We start from the raw sequence: 20836 nt of genomic DNA on the forward strand, positions 1-20836 counted from the left end.
TGGTTTTAGGGCTGCTGCGCAGCCCAACGCGGGGCAAGCCCGCTCGCCACAACAAGCCTGCTCGCCACAACAAGCCCGCTCGCCAGAGGAGGTAGATCGGTGGCAGCGGATTATTGCTGCTGGACTGAGATCACCGGCGTCGGCGCCACGCTCACCTTGGCATGCATCTGCTCATGCCCACCGCCACGGCGCATGCCGCGCACTGGGCAGGCGTCGAGGTAGTCCAGGCCCACGGCCAGTTTCAAATGCCGTTCGGGGCGGGCCAATTGGTTGGTCACGTCAAAGCTGTACCAGGCGTCATCCAGCCAGGCTTCGGCCCAGGCGTGGCTGGCCAGGTGGGTGCTGTCTTCGGTGTACAGATACCCCGACACATACCGCGCCGGAATCCCCAGGCTGCGTGCGCAGGCCAGGAACGCGTGGGTGTGGTCCTGGCACACGCCCGCCCGGCCCGCGAAGGCCTGGGCGGCGCTGGTGTCGACTTCGGTGGCGCCCGGCGTATAGACCATCGACTGGTTGAGCGCATGCATCAGGTCGATCAGCGCCGTACGGTCGCGACGCTGGTGGCAGTGCTGTTCGGCAAAGCGGCGCAGGGCGTCGTCGGGTTCGGTCAGGCGGGTACTGCGCAGGAACGGAAAGGCCGATTGGCTTTCGTGCTCGGCCTCGCGCAGTTCGTCGATATCCACCTGGCCACGGGCGCCAATGATGATGGCATCGTGGGGTTCGTCCAGGGTCAGCACATGCAGGATATTGCCGAACGGGTCGACCTGGGCACGCACCGGGCGTGGCAATTCCAATTGCCAGCTGAGTACGTGCTGGCGCTCGCTATCGTGGGGCGTAAGGCGCAGGTACTGGATGCTCGCGCGAACCTGGTCGTCATAGTGGTAAGTGGTTTCGTGACTGATGGAGAGTCTCATGCCGCCTCCAGGTAAGAACTGTAGATGGCGTCGCCCAACTGGCGAACCAAGGGGATAAAGTCGGTCAGCCAGGCGTGCAGGCCTTCCTCGAGGATTTCATCGATGGCGGTAAAGCGCAGGCGCGCGTCCATCTCCGCGGCCAACCGCTGGGCCGGGCGACCATTGAGGCCGGGCAGGCTGGCGAGGATCTGGTCGATCTCTTCGCTGCAGGCCCGCAGTGAACGCGGCACATCGGCGCGCAGCAGCAACAACTCCGCCACTTGGCGCGCGCCGGGGGCGTCCCGGTAGATCTCGGTATAGGCCTCGAACGACGACAATGCGCGCAGCAAGGCACTCCACTGGTAGTACGCGTGGGCCGTGCCATCGGTGACCGCTTCGGCCTGGTCGCCGGCCATTTCATAGCGCGCATCCAGCAGGCGCAGGGTGTTGTCGGCGCGTTCGATAAAGGTGCCCAACCGGATAAAGCGAAAAGCGTCGTTGCGCATGATGGTGCCGTAGGTCGCGCCCCGGAACAGATGGGAACGCTCCTTGACCCATTCACAAAACCGGCTCATGCCGTAGCGGCTCAAGCCCTGCTGGGCGATATCGCGAATATCCAGCCAGGTGGCGTTGATGTTTTCCCACATGTCGGCGGTAATACGCCCACGCACCGCATGGGCACTGGCTCGCGCGGCGCCCAGGCAGCTGTAGATGCTCGCCGGGTTGGCGGCGTCCAGGGCAAAGAAGTGCAACAGGCGTTCGGCGTGCAATTCGCCGTGGCGTTCGTGGTAATCGTCCAAGGTGCCGGTGATCAACAACGGCATGGCCAACTCATGCAAGCCGTCGCCGCGCCCGTCCTGGGGCATCAGCGACAACGAATAGCTGACATCGAGCATGCGCGCGAGGTTTTCCGCGCGCTCCAGGTAGCGCGACATCCAGTACAAATCCGAGGCAGTTCTACTCAACATGGCATCAGTCCTCAACCACCCAGGTGTCTTTGGTGCCGCCGCCCTGGGACGAATTGACCACCAGCGACCCTTCGCGCAGGGCCACGCGGGTCAGGCCACCGGGCACTACGCGGGTCTCCTTGCCGGAGAGCACGAAGGGGCGCAGGTCGATATGGCGCGGCGCAATGCCGTTTTCGACAAACGTCGGGCAGGTGGATAAACACAGGGTCGGTTGCGCGATATAGGCGTGGGGCTTGGCCTTGATACGCGCGCGGAAGGCTTCGATTTCCGCCGCCGTGGACGCCGGGCCGACAAGCATGCCGTAACCGCCGGAGCCTTGGGTTTCCTTGACCACCAGGTCCGGCAGGTTGGCCAGCACGTGGGACAGTTCGTCGGGCTTGCGGCATTGAAAGGTCGGAACGTTCTTCAGGATCGGTTCTTCATCCAGGTAAAAACGGATCATCTCGGTGACGAAGGGGTACACCGACTTGTCATCCGCTACCCCGGTGCCGATAGCATTCGCCAGCACCACATTGCCGGAGCGATAGGCCGCCAGCAGGCCGGGCACGCCGAGCATGGAGTCCGGGTTGAAAGCCAGCGGGTCGAGAAATGCATCATCGAGGCGTCGATAGATCACGTCTACCGCCTTGGGCCCGTCGGTGGTGCGCATGAACACGCGGTCATCGCGCACGAACAGGTCGGCGCCCTCCACCAGTTCCACCCCCATTTCCCGGGCTAAGAAAGCATGTTCAAAGAATGCGCTGTTGAAGCGCCCCGGCGTCAGTACCACCACACTGGGGTTATCCAGGGGGCTGGAGCTTTTCAGGGTGTCGAGCAGCAGGTTGGGGTAGTGATCGATTGGCGCAATGCGCTGGGCGGCGAACAGTTCAGGGAACAGGCGCATCATCATCTTGCGGTCTTCGAGCATGTAGCTGACACCGCTCGGTGTACGCAGGTTGTCTTCAAGCACGTAGTAGGTGCCGTCACCATCGCGTACGAGGTCGACCCCAGAGATGTGGGAATACAGATCGCGATGCAGGTCCAGGCCCTGCATGGCCAATTGGTATTGCTCGTTGGCCAGCACTTGTTCGGCGGGAATGATCCCGGCCTTGATGATGCGTTGATCGTGATACAGGTCGGCGAGAAACATGTTCAGCGCCTTGACCCGTTGAATACATCCACGTTCGACAATCCGCCATTCACTGGCGGGAATACTGCGGGGAATGGTGTCGAAGGGGATCAGGCGCTCGGTCCCCTGCTCGTCCCCATAGAGGGTGAACGTGATCCCGGCGCGGTGAAACAGCAAATCGGCTTCGCGCCGGCGCTGCGCCAGCAGTTCAGCAGGGGTTTCAGCCAACCAACGGGCGAACTCGCGGTAGTGAGGGCGGACCTGCCCTGCCCCATCGTACATTTCGTCGTAATAAGTGCGGATCATGCCGAACTCCTTGTCACCCGGACGCAAGAACCATCGCAAGGCCCGTGCCAGCGGCATAAACACTTATAAATCAAGCCGTTGAATTAATAGAAGCGCCATGTCGCACCTTCCTGGTGCGCAGAACGCCCGGCGTCATGCCCATTGCTTCATCACAAGGCGGGCTTTGACTATCAACAGCATAGCCAGAGTTGATTTCACTGCCCGGCCAAGCCTGCGGATAATCGTCCCCATCGGCTGAACAGGATGCGTCCTGCCACGTCAGCGAACCGCTCTTCCCTTTAGGCCACCCTGCTCGGGTGGCTTTTTTTTGGTGCCCAAAAAACACGCGCAAGTTCCGAATAGTTTTATTGGCGCCCAAACAAAATCGGCCGACCCAAAAGGTCAGCCGATACACTTCGCTGCTCATAAAACCTGACTACATGATGGAAATTTACATGGGTAAGCCACGCACCTCCTGCTTGACCCCCCATCCCTCGATGATCCCGCCCAAGGGCTCGACCACCGCCTCAAAGTCCTGCTCGAAGTCTCCTATGCCGTCGTAGGTTGCAAACATGATCTTGCTCAGTTCCAAGTACCAGGCACCATCGTCGCGCGCGCTGACCTGGGCATTCAGCGATTCGCCACGAAATTCACCCGCAGCCCTGCGCGCCCTCTCCTCATCCGGGAAAATGGCGTAGAACTCGATGGGGTGGAACCGTGAAAAATCGAACCCGCCTTCTTTCATACGGCGCAGAACGTTGGTGCTGATGTCTTCTTGATAGGCTGTGCTCATGAAACGTCCTCCTCAGACCGATGGATAGACTTTCCGTGCTTCCCCAAGCCCGCGCCCTACTGGCGCGGGGCTACGGCAATCACATCACCTGGGGCAATGACATCACCGCTGGAAAACAAGCATGTAGCTGACAAGACCAGACCTTAGCGATTCATTCGCTGATCTCGCTTGCAGAGTAGCGCGAAGCTATCACCTCCACCAGAGGCGCTTGAAAGGCATACAGGAAATGTTCAGACAGCAGGAGAGATGTCGAGGATCTGGATACTGTTCTGGTCTTTGAGGATCTTGACCGTGGGCTCGGGTTTACGACCTTCCAGGTCATTGAGGTTCAATTCGGCAGCCACTGGCACCAGCTTGTTACGAATCATGTGCGCAGCGTCTTCGAGGCTGGGCTTCTGTTCGCAGGTGAACTGCTCCACGGACTGCACGCCGTGATCATCAACGAAAGTAATCTGCCACTTTTGCATCGGTGCCTCCTCGATAAAACCCATGTGTGGGCTTACCTCTATCTGGACCTTGAGGGCCTGGCAAACGTTCCACTCAAGGTCGGAGGCACCGGACCAACTGCGCTTACTGCTCAGCGCGTTCCTTGAGGGCTTTCAAGGTGTTGAACGGGGCGTCGACCACGAACTTGTTGGCCAGCCACGAAGGCACGCTGCCGCCTGGCTCGGTGTGCACCTGGTAGGTGACTTCGGTTTCATTGGCGTTTTTGGGCACCAGCTTCCAGTAACCCTCCACCTGGGCGACGCGTACGTAGCCCTTCACTTCCGGCTGGTAGGTCGGCACTTCCAGCAGCTTGCGGGTCACGCTACCGTCGGCGGCCGTGGAGGTGGTGATTTCCAGGATGGAATCGCGGTCGGTCACTGGGAACGGTGCCTTGAACTGGGTATAGGTCCAGCTCTTGTCGCCTTCCTTCTTGAGCAGTTTTTGCGATTTGCACTCATGAATCCATTTGCAGGCGCCAGCCACGTCTTCCTGCAATGCCACGATCTTGGCCACCGGCGCCTTGACTACGGTCACACCGCGATACGCCTTGTACTTGGAGCCGGCAATTTCGCTCAGCGACACCTTGATGCCGTCTTCGTCCTTGGCGACCTGCCAATCCTCAGCTTGAGCAGTAGCAGCAAACAACACCGTAAAACCGCACAACACAGCCATTCGTTTCAGCGAACCCATTGTGTATTCCTTATTGTTGAAGTTCCGATAGTAAAGCCCATCAAGCCGCCGTCATCTGCTCCCACCAGCCGATCAACCGGATCGCATCGGCCTGGTCGGTGCCGCAGACCTCGATATCCGCCTTGAAATCACTGCACACCGCCGGCCGCTCCGGTCGGCCGAACAGCAGGCATAGCTGTTCGACCGACAGGTGCAGGCAGCGTTCGCCCGCGGGTTTGCCGTGGGGCATTCCTGGCAGCGGTGAACTGATGGAGGGGGCGATGCAACAGGCGCCACAGCCTTCACGGCATTTCATGACCAGCAGGTCCTCGACGACTCAATAGGGATGGCCGGGCTAGATTACGCCCTTAAACAGCCGTTTTAAAATGGTCTAACAGGGGTTTTTCGCAGAAAACAAAAGTGACTGACCAGTCTGCGACAGATGGTCGAGTGACGAAGTCACCTTTGACGGAAAGTCTACTGCTTGAACTCGAAATCCAGCGCGGCGCCTTCGACTTCGCGGCGCTCTTCGTTGCGCAGTTGCAGCCTCATCTCATTGCTGAGCAAGCGGCCGTTGATCTGGAACGCACTGTTATCGGATGGCTTTTCGCCAAACATCGGCGGCAGCAGAGGCACGTTCCTCGGCTGGGCCATGGTGCCAATGGGCTGCAAGTGCCTGACCATGTCCGAGGGTAAGGACAAGTCCAACTGTGCCGGTGGCAATTGGGTCTGAGCCACTTCGCGAGCCGACTTGGACTTGCTCGAGACCGGCGCACGTTTTTTCGTCGTGGCCGCTTTCTTCTTGGTCTGCGCGGTTTTTTTCGCAGGTGCCGGCTTTTTCGCAGGGGTCTTCTGCTCGGCGCTGACTGCGGGTGCGGCTCCCGGCACAGGGGGCGCCGCCAGTACAGTGCCGACGTTGCCAAGGCTTAAGAGGCTAATCACCAAAACGGCACGAAAAATAGAGGTCATATCGCCAACAGCATTAACGGCAGAGGGCCATATGCTCGCTTGTTGTGCGCGGCATGACAAGCGCGGTGATCAGCCGGCGATCGGTACCGCCCCATTTGGGCGCCTAAAAACCGGCTGCGGTTTCCTGGCACAACTGGCTGGCCAACATCCCCAGGGTCATCAGTGCGCGCTCTGCCTCACGGTTCCACGGCGTGCCGCAATTCAAGCGAATACAGTGGTTGAACTGTTCGGTGTTACTGAAGATCAGCCCCGGTGCGATGCTGATGCCCTGTTGCAGGGCACGTACATGCAGTTCCTGGGTATTGACCCGCCCGGGCAAACTGACCCACAGGATAAAACCGCCGTTAGGCCGGGTCATCTGCGTGCCTTCGGGGAAATACTGCTGGACCGCCAGCTGGAAAGCGCTGAGGTTCTTGCGGTATTCCTGACGGATGTAGCGAAGGTGCCGGTCGTAGCCACCGTTCTCCAGGTACGCGGCGACGCCCATCTGGGTGACACTGCATGCCGAATGGGTGCTGAACATCTGCAGGCGCTGGATTTCCTGCTGGTATTTGCCGGCGATCATCCAACCGATGCGCACACCGGGGGACAAGGTCTTGGAAAAACTCGAGCAGTAGATCACCCGATCCAGACGGTCATAGGCTTTCAGGGCCTTGGTGCGCCCCAGTTCGAACATCAGCTCGCCGTAGATATCGTCCTCGACGATCTGGATATCGAAATCCGAGGCCAGGCGCAGCAACTGTTTCTGTCGCTCCTCAGGCATGGTGCCGCCCAGGGGGTTGCTCAGGCGCGTGGTCAGCACCAGGGCCTTGATCGACCATTGGTTGGCTGCCAGTTGCAGGGCTTCCAGGCTCATGCCTGTGGCCGGGTCGCTGGGGATCTCGATAACCTTGAGGCCGAGCAGGTCGGCCAGTTGCAACAAGCCGTAATAGGTCGGCGATTCGGCGGCGATCAGGTCGCCTGGACGGGTCAACACGCGCAACGACATCTGCAACGCGTCGACGCAACCGTGGGTGATCACCACTTCGGACGGGTCGACCACCACGCCGGCATCGCGCATGCGGATCGCCACCTGGCGACGCAACGGTTCGAAACCAGGGCTGAACATATAGCTGAACGCGCGTGGGCTCTGGAAGCGCGTGACCTTGGCCAACTGCTGGTGCAGCGCGCGCACTGGCAGGTAATCGACACTCGGCACGGCGGCGCCCAGCGGGAAGACGCCTTCGCGACGTGACTCCACCAACACCTGCTGGATGATGCTGCTGCGGGTGACCAGCCCCGGGCGCTCGACCCGCGCGATATCCGGCGTCGGCGCCGTGAGCGCGGGCGTCTGGTGCACGTAATACCCGGACTGCGGGCGCGCGCGGATCAACCCCTGGTCTTCCAGGTTGGCGTAGGCCTGCAACACCGTGGCGTGGCTGACATTCAACTGGGAGCTCATCTTGCGCACCGAAGGCACGCGCTCGCCCGGCTGATAGACACCGCGCCGGATATCCTCAGCCAGTTGCTGGGCGATACGTTGGTAAAGCAACAGATTGGTCATGACGCAGCACTCGATTTCACGGGTATTTTATTTTTGTGTGAAACATACCGGCACAGTTTAGAAGTGTACGGGGACAGTTGCCACAATAGTCGAGCACGGAGCGCAGTGACAGCAAAAACTGTGAAGGTGTACACCAAACAAATGTGGGAGGGGGCTTGCCCCCGATGGCGGTGGTTCAGTCAACATTTTCGCTGACTGACACGCCGTCATCGGGGGCAAGCCCCCTCCCACATTTTTGAACGGCGCAACGCTTCAGCGAGCGGCGCCCAACTGGCCTTTGGCGTCGGAGAACACGATTTCCACCCGACGGTTCTGCGCGCGGCCTCGCTCGGAAGCGTTGGCTTCCACCGGGTACTGATCGCCGTAGCCTTCGACCTGGATGCGTTTTTCGTCGATGCCCAGGTCGACCAGCACGTCCGCCACCGATTGCGCCCGGTCGCGGGACAGTTTGAGGTTTTCCTGCTCGCCGCCCGTGCTGTCGGTGTAACCCTCGATGCGCACCACGCGCTTGGGGTTCAGTTGCAGGAACTGCACGATCTTCAACACCGTGCGGTTGGCCGAGTTTTTCAGCTCTGCTTCACCGGTGTCGAACAACACATCCCCCAGGGTCATTACCAGGCCCCGATCGGTCTGGGTAGTGGCCAGGCTGGCGATCTGTTCTTCGAGCCATTTGCCCTGTTGCTGCACGCTGATCAACTTGCTTTCACGCAGGGCCAGCTGCAAGCGCTGGCGCTCCAGTTCAAGCTTGGCGCCGCGCTCCTGGTTGAGTGCCTGCTCGGTGTGTTCGCGGGCGATCGCGCTGTAGCGCTGGCTAAGATAGGCGTAATGCACCACGTCGGCACCGCTGCCCCAATAGCTGGACAGGCGATCGGCACGGGCGAGGGATTCACCGGCGCGGATCACGTCTTTGGGCGCAAAGCGCAGCACATTCGCGTCTTCCTTGACCTTCTGGAAATCGCTGCCCGCCTGTTGCAGGGCCAGTTCGCCATTCGGGTGGCTGGCACAGCCGCCCAGCGCCGCGCTGCCCAGCAGCAATACACAGCTCAAACCACGGATCATCGGCCTCATTGGGCTTCTCCCAACTGCAATTGCTTGCGCAGGCGGGTGATGCGGGTATTGAGCACGTTGAGTTGTTCCTGGCTCTTGCGGGTCAGCACGTGTGCTTCGGCGAGGCGCGCATCCAACTCGGCCTGTTCGGCCTGCATGCGCGCGTCCTTGTAGGATTGGTCGGCCATATCGGCCCTGGCCTGGGCGAATTTGTCTTCGGCCAGTTTCAGTTCGGGCGATTCATCGGTGTTGGCCCCCACGGCGTTGGCTTGTTCCAACGCTTGCTGGGTGAGGCGTATTTGTTCATTCGGCGCAGGATCGGCTGCACATCCCGCCAGAGCAACGACGGCGAGGGCCGCTAAAAGAGGTCGAAAAATCACTGGAAATCCCTACTGTGTTGGGGTGCCGACGGGTTGTTGCAATTGCGCTTTCCAGCGCTCGAGGTTGCGCTGTAGCGCAGCTTGCGTCACACCAGACCCGGACAATTCTGTCATCTTTTTAGCCAGCTGTCCGCGCAGCCACGGATCATTGCAGGCCGAGTTGTGGGAAATCGCCAGGTACAGACCGGGCTGGTCGACGGGAACGTCGCGAGCGACCAGGTCATTGCTCATGCCCAAGGTCTGGGCCATGGCCGTGCCCGAGTAGCGTCCGGCCAATACATAGTCCACCTCCCCTAACAGCAGTTTCTGGAACGCCGGGGTCAACGTGGGCATGCGTTGCAGGCTCAGTTGCTGGCTGGCGAAGGTTTCAAAGTCGCGGCTCAATCGTGCCCGTTCCGACACTGCACCCCGGTGACCGTGCAGGTCGGCCGCGGTGGTATAGGCCAGCGTTGAGTCTTTGCGGGTCCAGACCAGGTAATCGGTCTGCACCAGCGCCGGGTGGATGTAATCGAGGTTCTCCAGCTCACCCAGGTTCAACGGTGCGTCGGCAAGGAGGTCCATGCGCCCGCTGCGCACTTCATCCAGGGCCATGGAGCGCTTGCCGCCGTAGAGCAGGTCGATTTTCAGCCCGAGATCCTTGGCCACCTGTTGCAGCACATCGGCGGTGGCGCCGATCAGGTGCGTGGGGTCCTGGGGGTCGCGCCAGAGCAAAGGCGGCGCATCCGGGCTGCCGGTGATCACCAGGCGCTCGCATTTACCGGCGGCAAGCGCCAGGCCTGGCAGCAGCATGAAGCCCAGCAGTACGGCCCAGGGGCGCAGTTCCATGGCGAGGTTCTCCGTAAGATTATTGTGGGAGCGAGCGTGCTTGCGAAAAACGTTAACGATGGCGCCCATATCCTGGATGAACGCGGTGCTTGTGAGTTTTTCGCGAGCAAGCTCGCTCCTACAGTGTTTTGGGGTATTCAAAAAAAAAGCCCGGTCCAAAGACCGGGCTCTTTATAAGTGAAGCGGCTGGATTAGACCAGCTTCTCCAACTCAGGTACGGCTTCGAACAAGTCCGCCACCAGGCCGTAATCGGCCACTTGGAAGATCGGTGCTTCTTCGTCCTTGTTGATCGCAACGATCACTTTGGAGTCTTTCATACCGGCCAAGTGCTGGATCGCGCCGGAGATACCGACGGCGATGTACAGCTGTGGCGCAACGATCTTGCCGGTCTGGCCGACCTGCATGTCGTTGGGTACGAAACCTGCGTCGACGGCTGCGCGGGAAGCGCCGACCGCCGCGCCCAGCTTGTCGGCCAGGGCGTACAGGTGCTTGAAGTTGTCACCGTTCTGCATGCCACGCCCGCCCGATACGACGATCTTGGCAGCGGTCAGCTCAGGGCGATCCGACTTGGCCAGCTCTTCGCCAACAAAGCTGGAAGTGCCAGCGTCGTGGGCAGCGGCGACGGCTTCAACGGCAGCCGAACCACCTTCGGCAGCCACTGGGTCGAAGCCGGTGGCGCGCACGGTGATGACCTTGACCGAAGCGTTGGACTGTACGGTTGCGATGGCGTTACCGGCGTAGATCGGGCGCTTGAAGGTGTCGGCGCTTTCAACCGAGATGATCTCGGAGATCTGGTCAACGTCCAACTGCGCAGCAACGCGCGGCAGGATGTTTTTGCCGTTGGAGGTGGCGGCGGCCAGGATGTGGCTGTAGCCGGCACCCAGCTCTGCGACCAGAGGGGCAACGTTTTCAGGCAACTGGTGCGCGTAGGCGGCGTTGTCAGCCAGCAAGACTTTGCTCACGCCAGCGATTTTCGCAGCGGCTTCAGCCACGGCGCCAGCGCCAAGGCCTGCAACCAGCACGTGAATGTCGCCACCGATTTTTGCGGCAGCAGCCACGGTGTTCAGGGTGGCCGGAGCCAGCACCTTGTTGTCGTGTTCAGCGATTACCAAGATAGTCATTGTTAGATTACCTTCGCTTCGTTTTTCAGTTTCTCGACCAGTTCAGCCACCGACTTGACCTTGATACCCGCGCTGCGTGCAGCCGGCGCTTCGACCTTGACGGTCTTGTTGGTGGAGGCAGTGGAAACGCCCAAAGCGTCCGGAGTCAGCACTTCGAGAGGCTTCTTCTTGGCTTTCATGATGTTCGGCAGGGACGCGTAGCGCGGCTCGTTCAAACGCAGGTCGGTGGTGACGATGGCCGGCAGTTTCAACGAAACTGTTTGCGCGCCGCCGTCGATTTCGCGGGTGACAGCCACGCTGTCGCCGCTCACTTCGACTTTGGAGGCGAAGGTGCCCTGGCCGTAACCGGTCAGCGCAGCCAGCATCTGGCCAGTCTGGTTGTTGTCGCTGTCGATGGCCTGTTTGCCAAGGATCACCAGTTGAGGCTGTTCCTTATCGACAACGGCCTTGAGCAACTTGGCCACGGCCAGGGAGGTCAGCTCTTCAGCGGACTCAACCAGGATGGCGCGGTCGGCACCCAGTGCCAGGGCGGTACGCAGCTGCTCTTGAGCAGTGGTCGGGCCGATGGAAACCACGACGATTTCAGTCGCAACGCCTTTCTCTTTCAGGCGTACAGCTTCTTCCACAGCGATTTCGCAGAAAGGGTTCATCGACATCTTGACGTTAGCGAGGTCGACGCCGGAATTGTCCGCCTTGACGCGAACTTTCACGTTGTAATCGACAACGCGTTTGACAGCTACAAGAACCTTCATGGATTCCTCGTTACTCTCCGGTGAAAAGAAAGTCGCCTAGGCGAACCTGGCGGTTGATGCTCATCGGCACACAAGGGCACCTCCAAAAACGTCGGCGAATGACACCGCGACAGGCCAGTGATGACCGTTCGTCAGTGGTGACTGGGAGGTCATTCTTTCTCGCGGCGTGTAAACTGCGCGCCATCTTTTGCACGCGCGTCACCCGTTTTGCCTTCGCCCTGCTTTTGGACGTGCTCTTGAAACCTACAGTCTGCCTACGCTAAGCGCAAAACCGACCGTATATTGACCGGAACACCTATTCTGGTCAATACGGCAAAATGGTCAGTCATAAGCCGCGTTGCTTTGATTTACCTAGCCTCCAAGCAATTCAAACAAACGTTTGTATTGGACGCTGGGAGTGGTGTAGATATAATGCGCCACCTAGAGAGAAAGGTGGGTCATACCCTGCTGTTTAAAGCAGCGATGACGGTTATGACACCTAACCTCCACCCATTAGAAAAAAAGCCTGTTGAGCCTTGAGTAGGAGATAGCCTGTGGAACGCGAATACATGGAATTCGACGTGGTCATCGTCGGCGCTGGCCCGGCGGGCCTGTCCGCCGCCTGCCGACTGAAGCAGAAGGCCGCCGAAGCCGGTAAGGAAATCAGCGTCTGCGTGGTCGAAAAAGGCTCCGAAGTCGGCGCTCATATCCTCTCCGGCGCCGTGTTCGAACCCCGCGCCCTGAACGAACTGTTCCCGGACTGGAAAGCACTCGGCGCCCCGCTCAACACCCCGGTGGTGCGCGATGACATCTATGTACTGCGCAGCGCCGACACCTCGACCAAGGTGCCTGACTTCTTTGTGCCCAAGACCATGCACAACGAAGGCAACTATATTATCTCCCTGGGCAACCTGTGCCGTTGGCTGGCCCAGCAGGCCGAGAACCTTGGCGTGGAAGTCTACCCAGGCTTCGCCGCCCAGGAAGCGCTGTTCGACGAAAACGGCGTGGTGCGCGGCATCATCACCGGCGACCTCGGCGTCGACCGCGAAGGCCATCCCAAAGAAGGCGTCTACACCCCAGGCATGGAACTGCGCGGCAAATACACGCTGTTCGCCGAAGGCTGCCGCGGCCATATCGGCAAGCAACTGATCCAGCGCTTCAAGCTGGACAGCGACGCCGACGCCCAGCACTACGGCATCGGCCTCAAGGAAATCTGGGAAATCGACCCGGCCAAACATCAGCCTGGCCTGGTGGTGCACACCGCCGGTTGGCCGCTGGACATCATGAGCAACGAGAACACCGGTGGCTCGTTCCTCTATCACCTGGAAAACAACCAGGTCGTTGTGGGCCTGATCGTCGATCTGTCCTATAGCAACACCTTCCTGTCGCCGTTCGATGAGTTCCAGCGCCTCAAGCACCACCCGGTGCTGGCCCAGTACCTCGAAGGCGGCAAGCGCATCAGCTACGGCGCCCGCGCCCTGGCCAAAGGCGGCATCAACTCGTTGCCAAAAATGGTGTTCAAGGGCGGCGCTCTCATCGGTTGCGACCTGGGTACCATGAACGTGGCCAAGATCAAGGGCAGCCACACCGCGATGAAGTCCGGCATGCTCGCTGCCGACGCCGTGGCCGAACGCCTGTTTGCCGAATCCGAAGGCGGCGACGAACTGACCAACTACGTCGACAGCTTCAAGGCCAGCTGGCTCTACGAAGAACTGTTCGCCAGCCGCAACTTCGGCCCGGCGATGCACAAGTTCGGCCCGATCATCGGCGCCGGCTTCAACTGGTTCGACCAGAACATCCTGGGTGGCAAGATGCCGTTCACCCTGCACGACACCAAGCCCGACTATGCGTGCCTCAAGCTGGCCAAGGACTGCCAGAAGATCGACTACCCCAAGCCCGACGGCAAGCTGAGCTTCGACAAGCTGAGCTCGGTGTTCATCTCCGGTACCAACCACGAAGAAGAACAGCCGTGCCACTTGAAGCTCAAAGACCCCAGCATCCCGCTCGGCACCAACCTGCCGCTCTACGATGAACCGGCGCAACGCTACTGCCCGGCTGGCGTGTATGAAGTCGTGACCAAGGAAGATGGCGAGAAGCGCTTCCAGATCAACGCCCAGAACTGCGTGCACTGCAAGACCTGTGACATCAAGGATCCTTCGCAGAACATCACCTGGGTCACGCCGGAAGGCTCGGGCGGGCCGACTTACCCGAATATGTAAGCCAAACGAGGCTCCCAAACGGGAGCCTTTTTTATGGAATCAAACTCGATCAACTGTAGGAGGGGTTGCCCCCTTCCCACAGTTGGATTGTGCTGTTGCCTGACATGACTATGCAGCCCGCTCTTCGCCGGGGTTGCGCTCGAAGTAACGTTTGTACTCGCGGCTGAACTGCGACGTACTTTGATACCCCACGCTATGCGCCGCCTGCGCCACCCCCATGCCTTCCACCAGCAATAATTGCTGGGCCTTGAGCAAGCGCAAGCGCTTGAGGTACTGCACCGGCGACAACAGCGTGCAACGTTTGAAATGCTCATGAAACGTCGACGCGCTCATGTGCGCATACCCCGCCAGCGTCTCGATATTCAGTGGCTCGGCGAAATGGGCATGCAGGTGATTCAACGAGGTGGCGATTCGCGAAAATTGCCCCTGCTGTTCCACCAATGCGCGCAGCACATCGGCCTGTGGCCCGCGCAGTGCGGTGAACAATAATTCCCGCACCCGCGCCGGCCCCATGATCCGGCTCTCCAGCGGATCATGCAGGCACAGCAACAGCCGTTCGACGCAGCCGCGCATCGCATCGTCGAGCACCACCGAACTCATCGACTCCAAGGTCTGCGCCGTCGGCGGCGGACCGGCCTGCATGCCCATGGCCATCACCAACTCCCCCAGCACCACCCGGTCAATCCCCACCGTCACACCCAGCAACGGCGCACCGGGCGCCAGGGCGAAGGTCTCGCACTCGAACGGCACCGGCATCGCCTGGATCAGGTAATGCCCGGCGCCGTACTCCAGGGTGCGCGGGCCCAGGTAGGCGACCTTGCTGCCTTGGGCCACGAACATCAGGCTCGGCTCATAGATCTGCGGGCCACGTGCCACATCGCAACTGGCGCGCAGCACTTGCACACCAGGCAGGTGGGTCGGGGAAAAACCGTCGCAGGACGTCAGCCCCTCAATCAAGGAAACCAGCGTGGCATTGGCGTCGAGATGGCGGGTCAACAACATGGCAAAAAACTTCGCGAAAAAGGGATGGGAACATCATCGCAGGTCTGGCGACACATAGATCCAAACCTGGGGCACTCCCGGAGGAATAGGCATGAGACTCGGAGCAATCGCCATGGCCGCACCTGGGGGTGGCGCGGAGAATGGCCCGCCTCATCTGTCACTGCTTCTGCGAGGTTTTCTCCATGTATACCGCCATCGGTTATGCCGCCCAATCGGCCACCACTCCCCTCGCCCCCATGTCATTTGAACGCCGCAGCCCGCGCGCCGATGACGTGGCAATCGAGATTCTCTACTGTGGCGTATGCCATTCCGACATCCACCAGGCTCGCAACGAATGGGGCATCGCCGTCTACCCACTGATGCCGGGCCATGAGATCGTCGGCAAAGTCACCGCCGTCGGCACCAGCGTCACCGCGCATAAAGTCGGCGACCTGGTCGGCGTCGGTTGCATGGTCGATTCGTGCCGCCACTGCGACGCGTGCCAGGCGGACCTGGAGCAATACTGCCTCGAAGGCCCAACCATGACCTATGCCACCCCGGATCGGGTCGATGGCAGCAACACCATGGGTGGCTACTCCGACAGCATCGTGGTCAGCGAGCATTTCGTGGTGAAGATCCCGGCCAAGCTCGACCTGGCCAGCGCCGCGCCGATTCTCTGTGCCGGTATCACCACCTATTCACCGCTCAAACACTACGGCGTGAAGGCCGGCGATAAAGTCGGCATCCTCGGCATGGGGGGGTTGGGCCACATGGGCATCAAGTTCGCCAAGGCCATGGGCGCGGAGGTGACCCTGTTCACCCGCTCCGCGAGCAAGGCCGAAGAAGGCCGTCGCCAGGGCGCCGACCATGTGATCGTGTCCACCGACGCCGCACAGATGAAAGCCGCCGCCGGGCACTTCGACTTCCTGCTGGACACCATTCCGGTGCAACACGACCTCAACCCCTACCTGGATGTACTGCGCTTTGACGGCGTGCACATCCTGGTCGGCTTGATCGAGCCGGTAGATCCGCCCGTCAACGCCGCCAAGCTGGTGCTGGGTCGTAAAGTCCTGGCCGGCTCGCTGATCGGTGGCATTGCCGAAACCCAGGAAGTCCTGGATTTCTGCGCCGAGCATGGCATTACCTGCGACATCGAAATGCTCGATATCCGCCAGATCAACGAGGCCTACACCCGCATGATCGCCGGTGACGTGAAGTACCGCTTTGTCATCGACATGGCGACCCTGAAAGCCTGATCAGGCTTTCGCGCCCAACTCCGCAGACAGCCGGGCTGCGACCTGTTTGATCACAGGGATCAGCTCGGCCATTTTCTCCAGTGGCATGTAGGGCACGGTACTGGCGATGCTGATGCCGGCGACGATACGCCGGCTGGCATCGCGCACCGGTGCCGCCACGCAACGGATCGACGGTTCGTTGTCTTCCAGATCGAACGCATACCCTCCCGCCACGTATTCACGCATGCGCTGCTCGAACTGCGCCCAGGATTGCTCCGGGTGCTGCGGCCACTGCTGGCTCTTGCCGCCCTGGGGAAAACTGGCCTGGTACAGGCGCTGCCACTCCTCGGCGGTGTCATCCAGCAACATCGCCTTGCCGACCCCGGTCCGCGCCAACGGCATGCGATGACCCACCCGCGAGCGCATTTCCGGGCCGTAGCGGCCAGGGTTCTTGTGCAGGTAGAGCACGTCGTCGTCTTCACGGATGGCCAAGTGAATGGTGTCACCGGTGAGGGCCGACAGTTCGTCCAGGTAAGGCACGGCCAGGCTGACCAACGGCAACTCTTCGCGCGCCTGGAACCCCAGCTCGATCAGCTTCGGCCCCAGCAGGTAACCCACTTGCGGCACCACGCGCAGGTAACGCTCGTCCACCAGGCAACTGGCCAGGCGGTGCGTGGTGCTGCGGGTGGTGCCGATGCGCTTGGCGATCTCCTTGAGATCCCGTGCACCCGCGGCCACCGCTTGCACGACGCCCAGGCCACGCAGCAGGGTCTGGGTGCCGGTGGGGGCGGCGTCTTTGACGGGGGTGTGGGCGGTTTCCTGCATATCGGGCCTATTGGGAAGTACGAAAACGGCGCCATTATGGCAAATGCTGAACGCGAACACAGCGTCGATCCAAGTGTGGGAGGGGACTTGCCCGAATGCCGTTCAGTTAAGGCTTTTTTGTAGGAGCGAGCTTGCTCGCGAAGAACTCACAGGCGCCGCGTTCACTCAGGAAACACGCGTTATCGTTGACGTTTTTCGCGAGCAAGCTCGCTCCTACAGAAGGCGATGTACGCTTAACTGAACGGCATTAGGGCAAGCCCCCTCCCACAGGGGGCCTGAGGTGTTCGGTCTAGCGCTGCTTCATGCGGTCGATGATGACCGCCAGCAACAGGATCGAACCGCGGATCACATACTGGTAGAAGGTATCGATATTCTTCAGGTTCATCGCATTCTCGATGATCGCCAGGATCAACACCCCGGCAATCACGTGGCGAATCATGCCGATGCCACCACTCAACGACACCCCACCCAGCACACACGCCGAAATCACCGTCAGCTCGAAGCCCTGGCCGATCATCGGCTGGCCCGAGGTCATGCGCGAGGCGAGGATCACCCCAGCCAACGCGCCGATCAAGCCGTGAACGGCAAAGATGATGATCTTGGTGCGGTCGACGTTGACCCCGGCGAGCAACGCCGCTTCCTGGTTACCGCCAATGGCCATGGTGTTGCGCCCATAGGTGGTGTAGTTGAGCAGCCAGCCGAAGAACACAAAGCACAGCACGGTGATAATGATCGGCACCGGCACGCCCAGCAATTGCCCGTTGCCGAACACGAAGAAGCGCTCGTCCATCACCCCCACGGCCTTGCCGTTCGAGAAGATATAGGCCAGGCCGCGCACGATCTGCATGGTCGCCAAGGTCGCGATCAATGCATTGATGCGCAGCTTGGCGATCACGATGCCGTTGATCAGCCCCACCACCAGGCCCATGGCCAACGCCGCGGACACGCCGAGCACCACGCTGTCGGTGTCGCGGATCACGATCCCCGCCACCACGCCGGCGCAAGCGATCACCGAGCCCACCGATAAGTCGAAGTGGCCCGAGGCCAGGCAGAACAGCATGGTGCACGCCGCAATACCCACGGTGGAAATCGCCAGGCCCAGACCGCGCATATTCAGCGGCGAAAGGAAGTTGTCGATGAACAGTGCGCTGAGCACAAAGATGCTCAGGGCTGCCAACAGCATGACCCAATCATCGAGAAACTTGCGCTGGTTGAAACCCGGCCAGAAGCCCTTTGCAGTTTTTACCTGAGACATACCCAAACCCTCTTATTCTTCAAGCCCGCGAACGCGGGAGAGCCAGTTGCAGCAGCCGTGCTTCATCCGCTTGATCGCGGGTCAATTCGCCAGTGAGGGCGCCTTCGCTCATCACCAGGATGCGGTCGGAGATGCCCATCACTTCCATCAGGTCGCTGGACACCACGATCACCGCAATACCGCTGGCCGCCAGGTTATGGATGATCTGGTAGATCTCCGACTTGGCGCCGATATCGATGCCTCGCGTCGGTTCGTCCAGCAGCAGGACCTTCATCGGCATCGACAGCCAGCGACCCAGAATGGCCTTTTGCTGATTGCCGCCCGAGAGGAACATGATTTTCTGCTCCGCGTTCGGCGTCTTGACCTTCATCGCCTTGATCTGGTGGTCGGCGTTGCCGGTTTCCCACTCGTCACGCAACAACCAGCCGAACGATGCGTGGGCACCACGGGCGCTGATGTTGATGTTCTCCGCGACGCTGGACAGCGGAATAATGCCTTCCTTCTTACGGTCTTCAGGGCACAGCAACACGCCACCGGCGATGGCATCGCGCGGTGAACGCAGTTGCAGCGGTTCACCGCACAATTGCAACTGCCCGGCGCTGCTGCGTTCCAGCCCGCTGAGCAGGCGCAACAGCTCGGTACGCCCGGCGCCGACCAGCCCGAACAGGCCGAGGATCTCGCCCTTGTGCGCCGCAAAACTCACCGGTTCGCGCAAGCCAGGCCCGAGCAGGCCGTCGACCTTCAGCGCCACATCACCGCGCTCACGCGGGCGATAGTCGTAGATGTCCTGGATATCGCGACCGACCATGCACGTCACCAGTTGGTCGTGGGTCAGCGCACTCATGTCGTCGAAGGTGCGCACGTAGCGGCCGTCCTTGAACACCGTCACCGCGTTGCAGATGCGGAATACCTCTTCCATGCGGTGGGACACATAGAGCACCACTTTGCCCTCGTCCCGCAGGCGTCCGATGATGGTCATCAAGCGGTCGATTTCCCGGGCGGACAAGCTGCTGGTGGGCTCGTCGAACGCAATCACATGAGCGCCGCGGGACAGGGCCTTGGCGATCTCCACCAGTTGGCGCTGGCCCAGGGACAAGCGACCGAGCTTCTCCTCGGGGTCGATTTCATCGGCCAGGCCCTTGAGGCAGGCCAGGGCCTGCTTGCGCAGCAGGCTACGATTGACCACGCCGAAGCGCGACGGCAAATGCCCGAGGAACAGGTTTTCCGCGACAGTCATTTCCGGTACCAGGTGCAGTTCCTGGTGAATCACCGCGACACCGCTGGCGATGCTGTCGGCGGCGCATTTGAAATCCATGGCCTGCTCGCCGATATGCACCGTGCCGCTGCTGGGGATATAGGCACCCCCGAGGATTTTCAACAGGGTCGACTTACCGGCACCGTTCTCCCCCATCAGCGCATGCACCTGGTGCGGACGCGCTTCAAAGCTGATCTGCGCCAGCGCCTTGACCCCGGGAAATTCCTTGCCGATACCGTCGAACCGCAGAGCCGCCCCGTTCATTTCCACAACCCTATTTTGCTCAGTTCAGCCTTGAAGTTGGCGCGGGTGATCAGCGTCACGTTATCCAGGGCGGTAAACTTGGCCGGCTCAGTCCCTTTGGTTACCCACTCGAACATCGCCGTGGCCGTTTTATAGCCGGAGGCATCCGGGCTCAACAGCATCGAGCCGTAGAAGCCGGTGTCGGATTTTTTCAGTTCTTCGATGGCGTCGGTGCCGTTGATGCCCACGCCGATCACGTTCGCCGCCTTGAAGCCGGCGCTTTCGGTGGCGCGCACGCCACCGAGCACGGTGCTGTCGTTCATACCGCCGATGATCAGGTTTTTCGCGCCACGGGGCAGTTTGACCAAGGCGGAGTTGGTGGAATCCATGCTACCGGGGACGTCGAGGGTTTTCTGTGCGCTGAACAGGATATGGTCGGCCGGCAACCCGGCGGCCTTGAGGCCCTCCACCGAACCGTCGGTGCGTTTCTTGCCGGTTTCCAACTCGTCAAAGGTGTTGATGACCGCGTAAGTGTCCTTCCAGTCCCAGTTGCGCTGCTTGGCTTGCGCAGCCATGGCTTCGCCCTGTTTCTGGCCGATCTTGTAGGCGTCCAGGCCGACGTAGGGCACGTCTTCCATGGGCTTGCCCTTGGCGTCGACAAAGCGGTCGTCCACCGCCAGCACTTTCAGGTTATTGAGCTTGGCCTTGGCCATGATTGCCGGGCCCAGGGACACATCCGGCGGGCAGATGACAAAGCCCTTGGCGCCATTGGCGGCCAGGGTGTCGATGGCCGAGAGGGTTTTCTCACCGTCCGGCACGGCGATCTTGATCACGGTAAAGCCCTGGTCCTTGCCGGCCTTTTCGGCAAAGGCCCATTCGGTCTGGAACCAGGGTTCCTCCGCCTGCTTGACCAGGAAGCCGATCTTCACTTCTTCGGCACAGGCCAATGCGCTGAAGCCGCTTAACGCAATAGCGGCGGCGAGAACGCGTATTCCTTTTTTCATG

The 20836-nt window shown here is 60.7% G+C and carries 22 protein-coding genes; 2 read left to right on the forward strand and 20 right to left on the reverse strand.

Going from position 1 to position 20836, the window contains the following annotated elements; genetic code table 11:
- Window positions 1–110: 110 nt before the first annotated feature.
- From ACODSV_RS18650 to ACODSV_RS18720, 15 genes are all read right to left on the reverse strand, one after another.
- The gene (locus tag ACODSV_RS18650; protein ID WP_024076923.1) at window positions 111–914 is read right to left on the reverse strand and encodes a transglutaminase family protein; all 804 of its coding nucleotides are present in this window, start codon (window positions 912–914) and stop codon (window positions 111–113) included.
- Window positions 911–1861, reverse strand: coding sequence for an alpha-E domain-containing protein (locus tag ACODSV_RS18655; protein ID WP_010563770.1), 951 nt, complete (start codon window positions 1859–1861; stop codon window positions 911–913). The genes ACODSV_RS18650 and ACODSV_RS18655 overlap by 4 nt, the downstream gene beginning before the upstream one ends.
- Window positions 1862–1865: 4 nt before the next feature.
- On the reverse strand, window positions 1866–3275 hold the full coding sequence (locus ACODSV_RS18660; RefSeq protein ID WP_024076924.1) for a circularly permuted type 2 ATP-grasp protein: 1410 nt from the start codon (window positions 3273–3275) through the stop codon (window positions 1866–1868).
- Window positions 3276–3345: 70 nt separating this feature from the next.
- Complete coding sequence (locus tag ACODSV_RS18665; RefSeq protein WP_150056489.1) at window positions 3346–3681, reverse strand: hypothetical protein; 336 nt, start codon at window positions 3679–3681, stop codon at window positions 3346–3348.
- 24 nt (window positions 3682–3705) lie between these two features.
- Window positions 3706–4047 (reverse strand): ribonuclease E inhibitor RraB, encoded by a 342-nt coding sequence (locus ACODSV_RS18670; protein ID WP_015885395.1) that lies wholly within the window; start codon window positions 4045–4047, stop codon window positions 3706–3708.
- A 230-nt stretch (window positions 4048–4277) separates the two neighbouring features.
- Window positions 4278–4514, reverse strand: a complete 237-nt coding sequence (locus ACODSV_RS18675; RefSeq protein ID WP_041161285.1) for a hypothetical protein — start codon at window positions 4512–4514, stop codon at window positions 4278–4280.
- A gap of 103 nt (window positions 4515–4617) precedes the next feature.
- Window positions 4618–5223, reverse strand: a complete 606-nt coding sequence (locus ACODSV_RS18680; RefSeq protein ID WP_024076926.1) for an START domain-containing protein — start codon at window positions 5221–5223, stop codon at window positions 4618–4620.
- A gap of 40 nt (window positions 5224–5263) precedes the next feature.
- Window positions 5264–5518 carry a YkgJ family cysteine cluster protein gene (locus ACODSV_RS18685; RefSeq protein ID WP_024076927.1) on the reverse strand — a complete coding sequence of 85 codons (255 nt, stop codon included), beginning with the start codon at window positions 5516–5518 and terminating at the stop codon, window positions 5264–5266.
- Between the two features lie 161 nt (window positions 5519–5679).
- Window positions 5680–6171 (reverse strand): translation initiation factor 2, encoded by a 492-nt coding sequence (locus ACODSV_RS18690; RefSeq protein WP_150056490.1) that lies wholly within the window; start codon window positions 6169–6171, stop codon window positions 5680–5682.
- A 103-nt stretch (window positions 6172–6274) separates the two neighbouring features.
- Window positions 6275–7714: an aminotransferase-like domain-containing protein gene (locus ACODSV_RS18695; RefSeq protein ID WP_024076929.1), complete on the reverse strand. Its 1440-nt coding sequence runs from the start codon at window positions 7712–7714 to the stop codon at window positions 6275–6277.
- 252 nt (window positions 7715–7966) lie between these two features.
- The gene (locus ACODSV_RS18700) at window positions 7967–8782 is read right to left on the reverse strand and encodes an OmpA family protein (RefSeq protein ID WP_150056337.1); all 816 of its coding nucleotides are present in this window, start codon (window positions 8780–8782) and stop codon (window positions 7967–7969) included.
- Complete coding sequence (locus ACODSV_RS18705) at window positions 8779–9141, reverse strand: DUF4398 domain-containing protein (protein WP_150056338.1); 363 nt, start codon at window positions 9139–9141, stop codon at window positions 8779–8781. The genes ACODSV_RS18700 and ACODSV_RS18705 overlap by 4 nt, the downstream gene beginning before the upstream one ends.
- A 9-nt stretch (window positions 9142–9150) precedes the next feature.
- Window positions 9151–9966 (reverse strand): substrate-binding periplasmic protein, encoded by an 816-nt coding sequence (locus ACODSV_RS18710; protein ID WP_150056339.1) that lies wholly within the window; start codon window positions 9964–9966, stop codon window positions 9151–9153.
- A 191-nt stretch (window positions 9967–10157) separates the two neighbouring features.
- A complete protein-coding gene (locus tag ACODSV_RS18715) occupies window positions 10158–11087 on the reverse strand; it encodes an electron transfer flavoprotein subunit alpha/FixB family protein (RefSeq protein ID WP_024076933.1) in 930 nt (309 codons plus the stop codon).
- A gap of 2 nt (window positions 11088–11089) precedes the next feature.
- Entirely contained in the window at window positions 11090–11839 is a 750-nt protein-coding gene (locus tag ACODSV_RS18720) for an electron transfer flavoprotein subunit beta/FixA family protein (protein ID WP_024076934.1), read from the reverse strand.
- 533 nt (window positions 11840–12372) lie between these two features.
- Between ACODSV_RS18720 and ACODSV_RS18725 the strand changes: the two genes are divergently transcribed.
- Entirely contained in the window at window positions 12373–14037 is a 1665-nt protein-coding gene (locus ACODSV_RS18725) for an electron transfer flavoprotein-ubiquinone oxidoreductase (RefSeq protein WP_024076935.1), read from the forward strand.
- A gap of 108 nt (window positions 14038–14145) precedes the next feature.
- On the opposite strand, the gene ACODSV_RS18730 is transcribed toward ACODSV_RS18725, so the two are convergent.
- The gene (locus ACODSV_RS18730) at window positions 14146–15039 is read right to left on the reverse strand and encodes an AraC family transcriptional regulator (RefSeq protein WP_102625743.1); all 894 of its coding nucleotides are present in this window, start codon (window positions 15037–15039) and stop codon (window positions 14146–14148) included.
- Between the two features lie 182 nt (window positions 15040–15221).
- Here ACODSV_RS18730 and ACODSV_RS18735 point away from each other — a divergent pair, with 182 nt between their 5' ends.
- Window positions 15222–16274 (forward strand): NAD(P)-dependent alcohol dehydrogenase, encoded by a 1053-nt coding sequence (locus ACODSV_RS18735; RefSeq protein WP_024076937.1) that lies wholly within the window; start codon window positions 15222–15224, stop codon window positions 16272–16274.
- On the opposite strand, the gene ACODSV_RS18740 is transcribed toward ACODSV_RS18735, so the two are convergent.
- The 4 genes from ACODSV_RS18740 to ACODSV_RS18755 form a co-directional block, all read right to left on the reverse strand.
- The gene (locus ACODSV_RS18740; protein WP_069076752.1) at window positions 16275–17078 is read right to left on the reverse strand and encodes an IclR family transcriptional regulator; all 804 of its coding nucleotides are present in this window, start codon (window positions 17076–17078) and stop codon (window positions 16275–16277) included.
- 289 nt (window positions 17079–17367) lie between these two features.
- Window positions 17368–18333, reverse strand: coding sequence for an L-arabinose ABC transporter permease AraH (gene araH, locus ACODSV_RS18745; RefSeq protein ID WP_024076939.1), 966 nt, complete (start codon window positions 18331–18333; stop codon window positions 17368–17370).
- Between the two features lie 19 nt (window positions 18334–18352).
- On the reverse strand, window positions 18353–19852 hold the full coding sequence (araG, locus tag ACODSV_RS18750) for an L-arabinose ABC transporter ATP-binding protein AraG (RefSeq protein ID WP_024076940.1): 1500 nt from the start codon (window positions 19850–19852) through the stop codon (window positions 18353–18355).
- Window positions 19849–20835 (reverse strand): substrate-binding domain-containing protein, encoded by a 987-nt coding sequence (locus ACODSV_RS18755; RefSeq protein ID WP_024076941.1) that lies wholly within the window; start codon window positions 20833–20835, stop codon window positions 19849–19851. Before ACODSV_RS18755 ends, araG begins: the two co-directional genes overlap by 4 nt.
- Window position 20836 lies beyond the last annotated feature (1 nt).

Source organism: Pseudomonas sp. FG86, assembly GCF_057808775.1.